At 53.1% G+C, this 15,681-nt stretch carries 11 protein-coding genes; 2 read left to right on the top strand and 9 right to left on the bottom strand.

What is annotated here, in order from left to right:
* Positions 1-13: 13 nt before the first annotated feature.
* The 8 genes from SH580_RS15805 to tsaD all read right to left on the bottom strand — a co-directional run bounded on the left by SH580_RS15805 (position 14) and on the right by tsaD (position 10,138).
* A complete protein-coding gene (locus tag SH580_RS15805) occupies positions 14-952 on the bottom strand; it encodes a cell division protein FtsQ/DivIB (RefSeq protein WP_319831803.1) in 939 nt (312 codons plus the stop codon).
* Positions 949-1,875, bottom strand: a complete 927-nt coding sequence (locus SH580_RS15800) for a D-alanine--D-alanine ligase family protein (protein ID WP_319831802.1) — start codon at positions 1,873-1,875, stop codon at positions 949-951. Before SH580_RS15800 ends, SH580_RS15805 begins: the two co-directional genes overlap by 4 nt.
* Positions 1,872-4,103, bottom strand: coding sequence for a UDP-N-acetylmuramate dehydrogenase (gene murB / locus SH580_RS15795; protein WP_319831801.1), 2,232 nt, complete (start codon positions 4,101-4,103; stop codon positions 1,872-1,874). The genes SH580_RS15800 and murB overlap by 4 nt, the downstream gene beginning before the upstream one ends.
* Positions 4,103-5,230, bottom strand: a complete 1,128-nt coding sequence (locus SH580_RS15790; RefSeq protein WP_319831800.1) for a UDP-N-acetylglucosamine--N-acetylmuramyl-(pentapeptide) pyrophosphoryl-undecaprenol N-acetylglucosamine transferase — start codon at positions 5,228-5,230, stop codon at positions 4,103-4,105. Before SH580_RS15790 ends, murB begins: the two co-directional genes overlap by 1 nt.
* Complete coding sequence (gene ftsW, locus SH580_RS15785; protein ID WP_319831799.1) at positions 5,227-6,369, bottom strand: putative lipid II flippase FtsW; 1,143 nt, start codon at positions 6,367-6,369, stop codon at positions 5,227-5,229. Before ftsW ends, SH580_RS15790 begins: the two co-directional genes overlap by 4 nt.
* 45 nt (positions 6,370-6,414) lie before the next feature.
* Entirely contained in the window at positions 6,415-7,731 is a 1,317-nt protein-coding gene (locus SH580_RS15780; protein WP_319831798.1) for a LysM peptidoglycan-binding domain-containing protein, read from the bottom strand.
* A 34-nt stretch (positions 7,732-7,765) separates the two neighbouring features.
* Positions 7,766-9,031 carry a UDP-N-acetylmuramoyl-L-alanine--D-glutamate ligase gene (murD, locus tag SH580_RS15775; RefSeq protein ID WP_319831797.1) on the bottom strand — a complete coding sequence of 422 codons (1,266 nt, stop codon included), beginning with the start codon at positions 9,029-9,031 and terminating at the stop codon, positions 7,766-7,768.
* Between the two features lie 78 nt (positions 9,032-9,109).
* Positions 9,110-10,138 (bottom strand): tRNA (adenosine(37)-N6)-threonylcarbamoyltransferase complex transferase subunit TsaD, encoded by a 1,029-nt coding sequence (tsaD, locus tag SH580_RS15770; RefSeq protein ID WP_319831796.1) that lies wholly within the window; start codon positions 10,136-10,138, stop codon positions 9,110-9,112.
* Positions 10,139-10,263: 125 nt separating this feature from the next.
* Here tsaD and SH580_RS15765 point away from each other — a divergent pair, with 125 nt between their 5' ends.
* Together SH580_RS15765 and rpmB are read left to right on the top strand one after the other, a co-directional pair.
* The gene (locus SH580_RS15765) at positions 10,264-11,259 is read left to right on the top strand and encodes an SAM-dependent methyltransferase (protein WP_319831795.1); all 996 of its coding nucleotides are present in this window, start codon (positions 10,264-10,266) and stop codon (positions 11,257-11,259) included.
* Between the two features lie 100 nt (positions 11,260-11,359).
* Positions 11,360-11,590 carry a 50S ribosomal protein L28 gene (rpmB, locus tag SH580_RS15760; RefSeq protein ID WP_319831794.1) on the top strand — a complete coding sequence of 77 codons (231 nt, stop codon included), beginning with the start codon at positions 11,360-11,362 and terminating at the stop codon, positions 11,588-11,590.
* A gap of 241 nt (positions 11,591-11,831) precedes the next feature.
* Here the strand turns inward: rpmB and SH580_RS15755 are convergent, their stop codons facing one another.
* A complete protein-coding gene (locus SH580_RS15755) occupies positions 11,832-15,638 on the bottom strand; it encodes a secretin GspD/PilQ domain-containing protein (protein WP_319831793.1) in 3,807 nt (1,268 codons plus the stop codon).
* Positions 15,639-15,681 lie beyond the last annotated feature (43 nt).

Raw genomic sequence — 15,681 nt, 5'->3', positions numbered from 1 at the left:
CCCGCCATGGATGCTAGAAGGTCCTGATACGTCCACTCACAAACTGCACCGCCGCGGAGCCTTGTAGGGAGAGGTCAATGCGCTTGAGACCAGGATTACCACGGCTTTGGACATAATTTAGAATGACAGACAGTCGGTCGAGCTGTTGTTCGAAGCTAGTGTTAAACCCGAAAATTAGCCGGGGCACCATGGGGGTGCGCACCTCGATCACTTGGCCTGGCATTTCGGAGTCGCCAGAGTAGTGCTCTAAGGAGACCAATTGCCAAGTCTTATAAAAATTGGGCTGCGTGCGACGCGCCACTTCTAATAAGTCGGCCACTTTATCAATACCTCGCAAGGGCTTAAAGCCGCCTTCCGGATGTCGATAGGGAACAACGTAAGGTAGCTTACTCAACGTGGCCTTGGGATATCCGACTCCCTTGTAGATGGTGCCGTCTCGCGAAACGATGCGTAACTCAGGCTCGCCTTGACTGCCGACGACCCGCATACGCATGACTGGCTCATGCTCTTTGATCTCGATCTTTAGCGCATTGGGAAACTGTCGCTCAACCGAGGCTGACTTCACCTGACCATGCGCCTCGAGTTGCTGCTTCATGGTGTAGATATCGATCTCCATCATGGTGGTATCCCGTCGCAATTCAATGACTGTGCCCAACCATGAGGAAGGTAGCACCCCATTGGTATCGAAAAGCACTTTTTCCACGGGCTTGGAGGGCGTGGTAATCTGAATTGGCTCTTTGCGATTCTTAAATGCGATGACCGCCCACATCACCAAACCTACCAGCAGGAAGAACAGAAAAAGGGCAGAGAACAATTTTAAGAGCTGCGTTTGACGCCTCTTACGGGCCTGCGGCGACTTTATGCGCGTACTGCGTTGCGCCCCGGCGAGTGAACGCCAGCTCTGCTGACCGCTGGCCGAAGTGCTGCCTTTGTGCCTGCCATCGCCGATCATACTTCACCTCCCGATTGAAAACGTGCAATCGCTGGCGCGACCAGTTCCGCTGCGAGTTGTTCAAAGTCGTAACCGACACAAGAAGCGCTCTTGGGGAGTAAACTGGTAGCGGTTAGCCCAGGCAAGGTGTTGATCTCTAGAAAGTAAGGACGTGCGCCGTCCAATAAAAAATCAATTCGGGCAAAGTCACGACAACCACAGGCATCGAAGAGTTGCTCGGCATGATCTTTGATCTTGGCCTCCACCGCAGCCTCGAGATCGGCAGGGAAATGATACTCCGTGGAGCCAGGCGTATACTTCGCCTGATAATCATACACCCCACTCTGACTAACGATTTCGACAATTCCCATGGCTGCTCCGTGCAGCACGCCCACGGTGAGTTCGCGTCCGCGAATGCGCTGCTCGATCAGCCAATTGCCCGAGCGGATGCCAGAAAGCGTGAGGCCGAGCGCCGAACGGTGCTCGGTAAAATGAAGACCGACGCTACTGCCCTGATCCGCAGGCTTGATCACCAGCGAAGCACCGAGCTGCTCGATCACGGTGTCTGCCAAGGGAGCTTGCGCGCCGTCGAAACACATCGCCTCAGGCACCGCAATACGCCGCTCGCGTGCGATGGCTTTGGTGGCGGCTTTATCCATGCACAGGCGACTGGCCGCGGCATCGCTACCGCAGTAGTGAATACCCGCAGATTCCAACAGGGCTTGCAATTGCCCGTCCTCGCCAAAACTCCCATGCAGTGCGGGAAACACGATGTGCGCATCCGGTCGCAAGGCTGCCGGCAGAGACTCTTGATCCAGCACCCATGCCTCCACAGCAAAGCGCGCGCGCAGCGCCTGCGCAACCGCTTCGCCACTTCGCAGCGAAACTTCGCGTTCGGAACCGACGCCGCCATAGAGGACGATAACTGTTGGACTTGGAATCATTCGCTCAAAACTTCATCCCAAGATTGACCAACTAGCAAGACCTCGGGTTCTAAAATATAGCCGGATTGTGCTTTTACCTTTGCACGGATTTGACGCACCAGTTCGATCACATCCTCCGCAGAGGCCCCTCCGTGGTTGACGATGAAATTGCCATGCACTTCGGAGACTTCGGCCCCACCGACTCGCAGCCCCTTGATCCCGTGCTCGTCGATCAGTTTACCGGCATAATTACCCTCAGGATTTTTAAAAATACAGCCCGCACTGGCACCACGTGGCTGGCTTTCTTTACGTGAGCTGGAGTAGCCGTCGATACGCGTGCGAATCGAGTCCTCGGTATCGGCATCCACACTGCAGAGCACCGCTCCCAGCGCGATTCCACGACTGATCTCTTCCACCTTGCGATAGCCAAAGTGAAAGGCGGACTTAGGTAAATCCTGATATTGACCCTGCTCATCGATGAACTGCACACGCTCGACGACATCAAACATCCAACTTCCCATGGCTCCCGCATTCATGCGCAAGGCACCACCGACTGCACCGGGAATGCCTTCTAGAAACTCAAAACCGCCCAAGCCGTTTTTTGCAGCAAACCCGCAGATCTCTTTCAAGCGCCCGCCGGCTGCCGCCCAAATACGCCCTGGCCCCAGAGTTTCGACACGACGCCACGCGGCTGCCGAAAAACGAATGACCAAACCATCGAACCCGGCATCAGACACCAGTAAGTTCGAACCACGACCAATACAAAAAGTTTTGATCTGAAAAAGCGCAGCACTGCGCAATAACACACGTAAGTCACTCAAATTAGCCGGCTCCGCATAGAAACGAGCCGCACCACCGATGCGAATCGTGGTTTTGTTTGCGAGTGCTTCGCGGCATTTTAAACGACAATCTGGCGAAAGCCGCGCACGCAGGTAATCCACAAACGCGGCATCTGTACGCGGCAGCTCTGATGCCGCTTGCGCCCGTATCCAACTCGTAAATGCACCGGCAAATTCTTCGATATCCCCCGCGCCGACGAAGGCCAATTGCGTGGGAACCTCTCCGATAGCAGCTGCCAACGCCTGCACGCCGTCCAATGCCATCGACAGCACTGTTGGAGTGTCACCGACAAAGGCATTGGCCAAATCCACAGTTTCACCACCTGCCAAAACAGGCTCGTGGGCGGCATAGACGGGCAAAAGGTTAACAGCATCGGCCGCCTGCAGTGATTCCGCAAAGGCCGCCTTAAACTGGCGCGTTCTGGAATAGCGATGCGGCTGAAATACCACGACCAATCGCTTTTCTGGCTCATTACTGCGCAGGCACTCGATCAATGCGTCGACCTCAGTCGGATGATGCGCGTAGTCTTCGACGATCGTCAGTTGCTGGTCGCGATGCAGAATCGATTGACGCCGCGCCATGCCTGGAAAAGAAGAGAGCGTATCGCTGGGTAAGCTTTGCTCAAACAGAGCCAACACTGCGGCTGCGGCATCGCCATTACTCTGATTAAAACGTCCCCGCGGTGGAGACTGTAAATGCACTCGTTGCGCGGCACCATCGAAGCGCTGCACAACCGCTCCCCCACTCGGCTGCAAATGCAAGTTTTGTGGCAGCAAGATCGTTTCCGCGGTGCGACTGAGCAGCCCGGTAAAGGCCTCGTCAAGTTTACCCGCATCACCATAGCGATCGGCATGGTCCCAATCTACATTCAGCACCAGAGTCACCGCCGGCGCGAAACCATCAATGGTGCCATCGCTCTCATCCACTTCGGCCACCAGCCAGTCACTCGCGCAATAGTGAGCCGGAGGCATACTCGCATCCGCCGAAAGTCCACCCAAAATGTAGTCTGCCTGAATTCCAGCCCGCCGCAGGCCATGTGCAATCATACCGGAAGTTGTGGTCTTACCATGACTTCCGGCAACCGCGACAAAGCGCTTGTGCCGTGCGACTTCGGCGAGCATTTCACCGCGCCGCAAACAGCGCAGGCCGGCTTCGCGAGCGGCCAATAATAGCGGATGCGATTGTTTGACTGCACTGGAATACACGACAGTGCTGAAGCAGGTGATCTGCTCGGGAAAAATAAAATCTTCAAGCGTCACGCCCGCGTTTACCAACCAGTGGCGCACGCGCTCTTGCAGATGCGCGTCGTAGCCACATACGGAATAGCCTGCCTGTGACATCCAGCATGCAAGCGGTGCCATACCCATCCCGCCTGCGCCGATGAATAAATAATCGTGCTTCGAGTCCATCACGTGACGCGCTCCAGTTTTTGGGCATTGGCGATGCTGCGCGCATCACACAAAGCGATCAAATCGTCGGCGATGCGCTCACTGGATTCAAAGCGATCCAAGCGCTCCAGGTTGGACTTAAATTTGCCCAATAGCCAATCGTTAAACATGAGCTCAATGACTTCCGCCGTGAGATCATTGAGCTGATCTTGGGGCAATAGAACACCGGCGCCATGTTGTTCATGGGCCAGAGCATTGGCATGCTGATGGTTATCCGCCGCATAAGGATAAGGGATCAGGATCGAGGGCGCGCGACAACGAATGATCTCCGCAATCGATCCCGCTCCAGCACGGGATACCACTAAATCGGCCGCTGAAATCACATCCCCCATCTGGCCGGAAAACGGCACCAAGGTCGCAGTCACATCGACGCCGCCCTTGCCGATCTCGTGGATGGTACTGGCCGAACTATTCCCCAGGCCCGTAACGCAATAGACCGAAATGCCCGCTTTGGCTAATTTCTCGAAATTGTGCGTCACCCAATGATTGAGCGCAGTGGCCCCCTGGCTACCGCCGAGAATCACCAGCAGTTTATTCGGCACTTTAATCTTCAATCGCTTCCAGGCATCGGCTTTGAGCGCATGCTTGATTTCTTTGCGCACGGGATAACCGAAATAGCGAATACACTCCGGCGGCACCCCACGCAGGCGCACTCCATCGGGCAGGTAGACACGTGTCGACAGATGCTTAATCAGGCGCACCGCCTTACCCGGTTGACAATTGGCTTCGTGCAAAGCCACTGGAATCCCCTTAATTTGCGCGGCCAGTCCGAGCCCCAACGAAAGAAAACCTCCGAAAAGAAGCACCAGGTCCGGATCGCGCTCACGCAACATACGACGTGAGGCAAAAAAACTGGAAACCAGACTCGCCAAAAAAGCGAGCCGCTGCACTAGCCCACCGGAAAAAGCACGGCCGGGCGTTTTGATAAAGTCGAGGTGGCTATATTTTTCCACCAACGCGGAATCAACCTGCTTATGACTAATCAACAACAAACACTCATGGCCGCGCTCTTGAAGCACTTCAGCCACCGCGATCCCTGGCGCGAGATGCCCCCCCGTGCCGCCACATGCTATAATAATTTTACTCATAGATCACGCTGCTTACGCAGTGCTGGCAGCTCCCAGGATCGGAAGCCGTTGAGAATAATACCAGTGAGGACGAACATAAATACGAGATTGGAGCCACCATAAGAGATAAATGGAAGCGACATACCCTTAGTCGGAAGACAACCAGTGACAACCCCGATATTGATTAAAGCCTGAAAAGTAATGAACAGCAAGGCGCCCATCACGAGTAGGTCCTGATACAAGTTGGGCGCACGCTTGAGCTGTAAGATACCGATAAAGAAAAGCGTCATAAACAGAACTACGACACCTGCGGTAAATACGAAGCCGAGCTCCTCACCCACAATCGCGAAGATGAAATCGGTATGTGCCTCGGGAAGAAAAGACATTTGCTGGCGCCCGGCCCCGAGCCCCACTCCCTGAATCCCTCCCGCACCAAATGCGAGTATACCTTGCCACAATTGGTAGGCGCTATCGCTGCGATTACCTTCCACATCCAAAAAAGAAGTAATGCGCTGCAATCGCACCGGATCTAAGTAAACGGCGACCGAAAACCCCGTCAACGCAAGCACCGCTGTTGGAATTAAATACTTCAGGTGCACGCCTGCCAAAAAGAGCATACAGCCTCCGACAGCACCACATAGAAACGCAGTGCCAAAGTCGGGCTCCAAAATGATACAACCACAAAAAATACCTAGCAGACAACAAGGATACACATAGCCCTTCAAGAAGTGCCCCAAGTCGCGGCGATGGCTGGTCAAATAATGCGCCATCGCAAAGAGCAGCCCCAACTTCCCAATCTCAGATACCTGCAAGCGCATGAAACCAAAATCCATCCAACGACGTGCGCCATTCACTTCCACCCCAATACCGGGCACGAGCACCAGCCCCAATAAAATGATCGAAGCAGCTGCGAGTAAATAGGCATACTGCCGCAAGGCCTCCAAATTGACCATCATCGCAATGCCTCCAGCCACTGTGGCCAGCGCCAACCAAATGAGTTGCTTACGCAGCAAGACCGTCGGGTCATCGTGCATCGATTGCGATGCACTAAACAGTATGACTAAGCCTAAAAAAGTAAGCCCTACGACTATAAAGATAATAAAGAGCCCAATCGGCGGGATACGCCACGAGGAATTAGGCGAAGCCGTACGGGCGCTCATTATGAATACAGAAGTCTCTCAGCTCCAGGAAGTCAGCGAGGAAGATTACTCTTCCAGGCGGATGACAGGGATCTCGACTGCACCGTCGAACAAATCGTCAGACTGAATATCAGTCACTTCCCCTTCAACCAGAGGATCGGCTTCGATCACAGTAATCTCCACTGGGCCCGTGCTGGCCGCAGGTCGAAAGGAAGATGTCGTAATCGGTGCGGCCGGCACAGTCGAAACAGTTGTCGGACGCGTAACCGATGCAGATGTATTCACAGCAGCGGTGGGTGCGACCACCGTCTCTGTGCGTGAGTCCACATTGTTAGCCGAACCCGATCCACTGACTTTAAGCACTTGACCAACTTGCAACTTGCGGGGGTCTGTAATGCCATTGAGTGCTAAGAGTTCGCCGGAGGTCATACCGTATTTACGCGCAATCGTCGCGGGATACTCTCCAGCTTTAACCGTGTGTGTGCGACCACCAGCAACATTGTTGGTCGTGGCCACGTAAGTGACAGCGGGCGTGCTGCGGCTACTGGAAGTTGATGGTGCGGCAGGCGTCGCTGCAGCACGACTGCTCCCCTCGACCGGCAGGATAAGCGTATCCCCTACCCGAATCAGGTCTGAAGTCATATTGTTAGCAGCTTTGATCGCACGCACAGAAGTGTTGTGTTGGCTAGCAATCTTCGAGAGGGAGTCACCACGCTTCACGGTGTAACTCGTGCTGGCCTGATTGAAAGAGGATGGCTGATAGGTGTCAGCGCTAACAGTTTTCACAGTCGCAGTGCCCCCTTCGACCGGAATCTGGATTTGCTGACCGATCTTCAAAATAGAATTTTTATTCAAACCATTGGCTGCATAAAGTTCATTGAGTGAGATATTGTAACGCTTGGCGATCGACCAAAGGTTATCGCCCTTTTTCACAGTATAGGTCTCAAAAGAATCGCCAGCGACTTGGACAGTCTGACCACCAGTGCTGAGTGGTGCGATCGGTGCGATATCATCGAACTCACCAAATTCACTGCCCGAGCTATCGGGGGCATAACGGCCATCATCAAAGCCAGCGTTAAAGGCAGCATCCAAACCAGTAACCTCAGAGTCCACACGCTTCGCCACAATCAATCCTTCAGTGTGACGAGATGCACCTTCCACAGAGGTTTTAATAGTGCGCCCCTGATTATAAGCCATGGTGCGCTCAGAACCACTACTCGGTGTGCTAGCTAAAGTGCGCGAAGGTGTCGATACCTGAGTCGATGTTTGAGTATAAGTCCGCGTGGGCGGTTGCTGACTACGGCAACCGGGCTGAACCAATAACACTGCGATCACACCGAAATGAAGACCGAGAACACAACCGAAAACTTTAGATACTTTCATGATAAAATGGAGATAATGCCTGCAATCCAGCATACTAGCTAGCATTGCGTGTATTCTTCAAACTTAAAACCATGTCAGTGAAGCTTTTTCCACGGTCGGCATAGGAGCTAAATTGATCGAAACTACTGAAGCCGGGACTCAACAAGACATTTGCCTCGGGAATGCCCTTCGCAAGCTCTACTGCAGCGTAGACGGCGTCAGCAAAGCATGGATGCACGTGAACAGAATCGAGCGAGCCTTGCAAAGCCTGGGCCAATCGTTCAGCGACCTCCCCATAGACGACGGCGGCATTCACATAGTTGGACAACTCATGCGCAAAAGCTTCAACATCGCCCCCCTTGGCACGTCCGCCTCCGATCCACACCACAGGTGGCCCCACCGACTCCAGCCCCGCCAATGTCGCATGAAAATTCGTGGCTTTGGAGTCATCCCAATAGTAAACACCATCATACTCCGCCACCATCGCAAGGCGGTGCGGCGCAAGCGTAAATGCATTGGCGGCCTCGATCAGCTGAGCTGACGACTTACCTAGCAACCACCACATCTCCGCTGCCAGCGAGAAGTTCTCCGAATTCGGATAACGATGAAATACGGAGGCCCGATCCAACTTGAAGAGCAGAGCGCTGTCTTCATCGGCCACACAGCAAGCGTCATACACCTTGCGCATGCTCTCCATAGTTTGGGCGACCTGCTTCCCGACCACGCAGATCCCATTCTTTTTCAAACAATCAAACAGCAGAGCTTTGGCATTAAAATACTGAATCATCGACCCGTAACGATCCAAATGATCTTCGGCGAAATTTGTCCAGAGTAGTGCGTCTAACTGCAATCCGTCCGCGAGTTCCGCCTGAAACGAACTAATCTCAAGTACCACATACGCACCAGGCTGATTTGCGCTCGAAAGCACTGCATCCGAAAAGGTATAACCAATATTCCCTGCAGCGACACTCACCTCTCCCGCGACTTTAAGCGCGGCATCAATCAGCCCGGTCAACGTGGTCTTACCATTGGTTCCCGTGACCCCAATGACCTTGCCTTGCCAGTAGCGAGCAGCAAAGGCAAGTTCACTCAAGCAGGGCCGCCCCGAAGCTTCGGCCAAGACCCGCCAAGGATGCTCCTGCGCGAAGCCGGGACTGAAAACAAAAGCATCAAACTCAGCCAAATCATCGGCTCCAAAAGTCGCCCGATCTCCTTGCCCGGCCTCATCAATGAGCACGGTCTCAAGATCATGGTGATTGGCGAGGCGGCGCGCCGCGAGAGCACTCTGCCCCGCACCAAATATAGCACAGCGTCTGAACATCCCGCGTAATCAAACCACCCACAGACACATTGGCAACGACCCGTTTCGTCAAAAAAACGTAATAAACAACTCTGCGACCTACTGCCCTGCCAAGCGCAAAGCAGGCTCGATGCTAAACGCCCCCTGCGCCAGTCCCGCAGGATCCGCAAAAGCCGCAAATGCAATCATAGCAGCATTATCGCCGGTGTGCTTGGGCTGCGCAATATGACACGACAAGCGAAAGCGCTTAGCCAGCCGCTCCACTGCCGCGCGAAGCGCCTTATTATTGGAGACACCTCCGGAAAGTCCCAGGCTGCGGTCCTGACCGGCCTGAATCAAATGCTTGGTTTTCCCCACGAGTTGATCAATCACCGCAGCTTGGTAGCCCGCGCAAATATCCGGCATCGCCGCTTCGAGTTCGGCATCGCCCATTTTCTCAAGTCGATAGCGCAAGCTGGTTTTTAGCCCGGAAAAACTAAAGCGGCGCTCATTTCGCGGCGCGATTGCTTTGGGGAAATCGTATATCTTAGCATTTCCGGCTGCTGCCAATCGCTCCACTTGAGGTCCGCCCGGATAGGGCAAACCCAGCAGCTTCGCACCTTTATCCAATGCCTCGCCCGCGGCGTCATCCACAGTCTCCGCCAACACTGTCAGCTGTTGATTCGTATCAATCTCAAAAAGTATAGTATTCCCCCCCGAGACAATGAGCCCAAGGTGCGGCAAGAGCGCCTGAAAGGCCTGCGGGTACTCCGCCGGGGCTTGCTCGTGCAATGCGATAAAGGGCGAGTAGGCATGACCGCGCAGATGATTCACTCCGACCACTGGCAGCTCCCATGCCACCGCAAGACTTCGCGCAAATGCGATGCCCAAGGCCAGGCAACCAGCCAACCCCGGCCCGTGCGTGACCGCGATCTGCGTAATCTCACCACGATCCGCGCTTAAGCCAGCGGCAGAAAGCAGCGGAAAAAAATTCTTCAAATGCTCACGACTGGCGAGATCCGGCACCACTCCGCCATATTCCTTGTGCAAATCGATCTGACTGTGCACCCACTCGCCCACTATCCCACGGGCGGGATCCAACCGAGCCAGTGCCGACTCGTCACAAGAACTTTCAATCGCCAAAATCATCTCACTCTAAGTATGCGCGTGTGACGATGCCTCAAGCATTTAAGCACTCAAATAAGAATTCCCCAGCGATTGCATTTAGTGGTTTCATAGTCCGAATGATTCCACATAGATTCCGTCTGCCTCCTATGAAAAAAGCCCAGACGACAGTTGAAGACATATTACGCACACGCTGCCAATCCGCACCAATCAGCTACCGCGACTATATAGAAATCGCCCTCTACAGTGAAGACTACGGCTACTACACACAGTTAGCGCAACGAGTCGGACGCAGCCCACAGCATGATTTTTATACCGCCGAGAGCCTGGGACGAGTCTTCGCCACGCTCGTGAGCACTGCCGCCGCCGACCTACTCCCCGCAGGCACCGCTGCTGAAAGCACATTCGTCGAAATCGCCGCCGAACCGGGCTGCTCACTACTGAGTCAATTAGCCCAACACCCCTTTCGCGCCGAACGAGTCATCCGCCAAGGAGAAGCCATACAAATCGAAGGCCAAGCCGTCATTTTTGCCAACGAGTGGCTAGATGCCTTGCCCTTTCATCGCTTAATCTTCCGCAACGGAGCTTGGCGTGAACGCGGCGTCGGCCTCGACAGCGACGGCACACTGGTAGAAGTGCTACTGGATCAGCTCACACCTGCGGTCGCCGCGGTGGCCCAGCGTCTACCCACACACATCGAGGATGGCTACGAGCTCGACCTGCCCTTGGAAGCGGAAAGCGCACTGGCTGCACTATTAGCCCAAGACTGGAAAGGGCTCTTGCTCTTCTTTGACTACGGCCGCACCTGGACGGCCCTATTACAGGATCACCCCTCAGGCACCGCGCGCACCTACAAGCAGCATGCTCAAGGTAATGATTTACTGGAAACACCCGGCGCTTGCAACATCACTTGCGACATCAACTGGACGCCACTCGTGGCACAAATGAAAGCCGCAGGTCTGCAATCTGTCGCGCTGGAAAGCCAGGAATCCTTCTTGGTAAAACGGGCGCAACGGGCGGCCGAAGCCATCGTTTCCGGCAGCGCGGGCAGCTTCAGTCACGACCGCCAAACTCTGATGGAATTGATCCACCCAGCCAATATGGGGCAACGATTCCAGGTTTTATGGGGGCTGCGAGTCGATTGAGGCCCAGAATCAGCCGCTAAAAATTTTCAAAGAAAACGCTTGCTTGGAACACGATCCCCCCTACCTTCCAGCCTTTAAATTTTTCAACGAAGGAACTCCTATGTCACGAATTTGCGCAATCACAGGTAAACGCCCTACTAAAGGCGGCCGTATCATCCGTAAAGGTCTCACCAAGAAAAGCGGTGGTATCGGTACATCACTAGTCAAGAACACACGCCGGAAATTCCGTCCAAATGTTCAACGCATCCGCGTCAAACTGCCTAGCGGCGAAGTCAAGCGCATGTGGGTCTCCGTTAAGGCGATCAAAGCAGGCTTAGTCACAAAGGCTTAAAGCTTCCGACAACTTTATAAAAAGCCCCAGCTCGCTGGGGCTTTTTTGTGTCCACTTACCTAGAACTAGTTCAGAAGTCAGAGGACAGAGGACAGTCACGACATAATCAGTTAGTTATAAAAAGCACGGCATGCGCCATTTTGGCGAGACAGGAAGTGCCAGAACTGATTGATATTCATTTCTGACCTCCGCCCTCTGCCTTCTGGCCTCTGTCCTCTGTCTTCTGCCCTCTGTCTTCTGTCTACTCAATCCCCATAGCCTTGAGCTCAGATTCCAGCTCGCTCGACGCATCACGCAGCGCTTGGCGCAACGCATCATAATAACGCTCAGTCAGGAAAAATAGACGAGCGACCTCGCCATCGACTAGATCGATTTTGCTGATATCGCGAGTCGGCAGCAATAGGAAGCGCCCGACCGAGAAGTTATCCAGGGTTAAGGTGCGGTCGACCGCATTGAGTGTGACAGTATCGCGCAAGACAATTGCACGCTTCAGACGTCGCATGTCATCCGCATCATGTAGTATGATGCTGTTACGCAGACGCCCCTCTGCATCGGGCTGGTTCAATTCCCAGAAGAGATCTTCATAAGCGGCACGATCTGGCACATCGACAATCTCAATAACAGGCACCGGCGACTCCAGCGCACGACTGAGATCTTCACTCTGCCCATAATCACGGTAGGTAATAGTCAGTGCCTTATCCTCAAAATAATCCCAGACATCATCAATGGATTTAATTCTCCTCTGCACAGATTGCCCCGCAGCGTGTTGCTGCGCGCGCTCAATCAATAGCTTCTCAAGGAAATTAACTTCGAAGCCTTCGCTGGCTCCAGCCTTAGGCTCGAAAACCAAAGAACGCAAAGCATCGACGCGTTCATCCATCTTAATCCGCTTGATCACCTCATACATCTGACGGTAAACGAGAATATTCTCACCAGGCACGCGGCCATTCGCGAAACTGGAGAAGGGATATTTGGAACGAAGTGAATAGTCCTCATCAACCGCTCGCTCGGCTTGAGCCTGCAGTTCATTCAGGTGTTCATTCTCGATCAAAAAGTTCAATTCGAAGACATCTTCATCACGAATTCGATAGGCATCACGAAAGAGCTCGTTACCAAATGAATCGAAAGTGTCTTCGCCCTTGGGCAGGAAGCGCCCCACAATCTTATCCAATGCCTCAGTCTGATTATTCATCTCATCAGGCAAGACATAAGGAGTAATCACAATAATCACCTCGCGCTTGAGTTGCTCTGCTTGTTCACTACCGAAGGCACGGCCAATATATGGCAACGAACCAAGCAAGGGAACAGAACGCTTGATGCGCAAATCATCCTTGGCAATTAAACCACCAATAATAAAAGGCGTATTATTCGCAATACGGGCGTATGTTTTGACTTCGCGTATAGAAATAGTGGGCGCGACAGCGACTTCACGTCCTTGGCTATCAAGCACCACCACGTCCTCATTAGGCACTTTTGCCGAGACCGTCGCATTTACCTGCATGCTGACCTCCTGCCCCTCTTCGTTGATTCGGGGGCGCACGGCGAGCTGAATCCCTACAGTTTCACTCCTAAAGCTTACAGTTGAAACATTATTGTTCCCTTGAAACTTAGTCTCTGCGATCGGGATCTTGCGAGCGACGTTAATATAGGCCATCCGGTTATCAAGAGTCAGGACGCTCGGGCGGGATAGAACTTCGGCCTCACCATCAGTCATAAGTGCACGTATATCGACATCGAACTCACCGAAAATGTTAGGGGTGCCGACCACGAACTGATCATTGATATTGTCCAAATTCGGTGTCACATCGCCCATCTGCAGAGCGGTCAAATTAGAACTCGGCCCAGCGAGATTCCACTCGACTCCAAGCCGCTCGAGCCCCGTCTCCGAGATCTCCAGCACCATGGCTTCGATCATGATTTGACGGGCTGGCACATCGATCTCTTCGCGGATCATCCTGACCACACGACTCAACTGCGAAGGCTTCGAACGATCATAGAAGATCAATAGTTCATTGAGCGGGTCCGCATCGGTCAACGGGAAGCTCTTATCCGTATTCGGAATCGTGTTATGCTGCGCCGTCGAAGGCATCGCCACAACGACAGGAAGTTGAGCTTTTTTAATGGCGTCGCCAGTAATTCCCGTACTGATACCATAGATTTTAAGCACATCCAAACAACGCTTCGGATCTGTGTAGCTCAGGCGCATACGCTGGGTCTCGATCTCCTCCAACACTGTCTCAGCTTGTGCACTCAGCGAAGCTGGCAACGATAACAATGCACCCAATGTGAGACCTAGCATAAGTAACCACGTCGAGAGCGCGGCTCGTCCAGCGGGAACCGATGCGGCAACGGATTTTGCGAAGCTACGTTGCGAAGTCAGGCGACCTTGACTCAATTCAATTTCCATATCGGCGTGCTTTAATAGTTTGGGGTTGTGGGTAATCATCAGTGTTGTGCGCCCTTGCATGAGATTCAAGATGGTGGGAATCACAGCATCTTCAAGCTCTGTATCGAGCGATGCGGTGGCTTCGTCCAGTATGAGAATTTTGGGATCCTTAATCACTGCGCGTGTGATAGTGATCAGCTGCTTTTGTCCGCGCGAAAGCGCAAGCCCACCGTCACCAACGACCGTATGGTAACCATTAGGCAAGCGCTGGATAAATTTATCGGCTCCGGTTAATACACAAATCTGTCGAATCTCTTTTTCGCTAGCCCGAGCTTTCGCGTAGCGTAAGTTTTCTTGGATCGATGCCTTAAAGAGAAAACACTCTTGAAAGACGACGCCAATATTTCGGCGCAGATCACGAGTCGAGATATCGCGAGTGTTGACGCCGTCAATTACGATACGACCGGCCGTAGGACGTAGCAACATGGGCACCAGGCTAACGAGTGTCGACTTACCAGCTCCCGAATGCCCCGTGAGAGCGCAGACTTGGCCCGCCTTAACTTTAAACGAAACATTCTCCAAAATATTGGATTTTCCATCAAAGGAAAAACCGACTTGATCAAAACGTATGTCGCCGCGCATATCGGACATCGCCACACCTTCCCCCTCAGTCGCGGCCTCATCGACATCGAGTAGCTCATAGACACGATCCACACTTGCACCCACCTTTGAAAGTTTTGCACCGCTACTCATCAGATCAATCACGGTGGGATAGAGTAAGCGGATGTACCAGAAAAAGGCTATAAAGTCGCCCGCCCCCATGGCGCTCTCTGAGGGGCGGCCGATCACTTGGTAGGCACCAAGCCCGATCAAAGCCAACATACCAAATCCTACCAACAAATCGGCGCAGACCTTCTGCAGCACGACGTAGCGATAACTATTTAGATGGCTCACACGCGAATCTTCCATCGCGGCATTAAAGGCACGATTTCCTCGTTCCTCTCCGGTAAAGCCTTTGACGACTTCCACCCCAAGCAAGGTTTCAATGATACTACCAGTCGCAAAATCGATCCGCTCCTGTGACTCACGACTGCTGCGTTTAATCCGTCGACCAAAAAAGCTGAACACATAGAGATGCACCGGAAGAATAAAAGTCGATGCCAGCGCCAACTGCCAATTCAGGGAATAAGTAATGACTAAAATCCCCAGAAACAATAAAGCTGCCTGCAAGGTCTTGGGTAACACATCGGCAATGAACTGCTGTATCTGCATACTATCGTTCATCACTTTGCTAGTGATCTGCCCGGGACTTTGTAATCGCGTGTAACTCAGTTGCAGCTGCTGAATACGCTCAAACAAACGCTTACGCAGAGAAAAACAAACATTCTCCCCCACCTGAACCGCGGTAAATTTACTCTGGTAAAAAAATAAATTACGCAGCAAAAAACAACCGAGCAAGCCTCCCAAAACCCACCAGAGCAATGACCAGTCACGCTGCGGAAAGACTTCATTAAACACCATCCCGATCAACATCGGTGTCGCTAAATTCACCGCTGTCAGCAAAAACAAACCAAGCAGGGCGATCGAAACCGACTTCCAGTGCGGCCACAGCAATCCCAGTAATCGTTTATTGGGCGAAGGATTTTCTACGGCCGAAGCCATTATATGCTCTAAATGGTCGAGGTTCTAGTTTACTTGTGAATAA

Source organism: Coraliomargarita algicola, assembly GCF_033878955.1.
Classification (GTDB): domain Bacteria; phylum Verrucomicrobiota; class Verrucomicrobiia; order Opitutales; family Coraliomargaritaceae; genus Thalassobacterium; species Thalassobacterium algicola.
This window is presented reverse-complemented; position numbering and strand designations above follow the sequence as displayed.

Coding starts and splice junctions, on each gene's coding strand:
- SH580_RS15790 (WP_319831800.1), bottom strand. CDS start 5,230: ATGAGTAAAATTATTATAGCATGTGGCGGCACGGGGGGGCATCTCGCG.
- rpmB (WP_319831794.1), top strand. CDS start 11,360: ATGTCACGAATTTGCGCAATCACAGGTAAACGCCCTACTAAAGGCGGC.
- SH580_RS15755 (WP_319831793.1), bottom strand. CDS start 15,638: ATGGCTTCGGCCGTAGAAAATCCTTCGCCCAATAAACGATTACTGGGA.
- SH580_RS15800 (WP_319831802.1), bottom strand. CDS start 1,875: ATGATTCCAAGTCCAACAGTTATCGTCCTCTATGGCGGCGTCGGTTCC.
- tsaD (WP_319831796.1), bottom strand. CDS start 10,138: ATGATTTTGGCGATTGAAAGTTCTTGTGACGAGTCGGCACTGGCTCGG.
- murD (WP_319831797.1), bottom strand. CDS start 9,031: ATGTTCAGACGCTGTGCTATATTTGGTGCGGGGCAGAGTGCTCTCGCG.
- murB (WP_319831801.1), bottom strand. CDS start 4,103: ATGGACTCGAAGCACGATTATTTATTCATCGGCGCAGGCGGGATGGGT.
- SH580_RS15780 (WP_319831798.1), bottom strand. CDS start 7,731: ATGAAAGTATCTAAAGTTTTCGGTTGTGTTCTCGGTCTTCATTTCGGT.
- ftsW (WP_319831799.1), bottom strand. CDS start 6,369: ATGAGCGCCCGTACGGCTTCGCCTAATTCCTCGTGGCGTATCCCGCCG.
- SH580_RS15805 (WP_319831803.1), bottom strand. CDS start 952: ATGATCGGCGATGGCAGGCACAAAGGCAGCACTTCGGCCAGCGGTCAG.
- SH580_RS15765 (WP_319831795.1), top strand. CDS start 10,264: ATGAAAAAAGCCCAGACGACAGTTGAAGACATATTACGCACACGCTGC.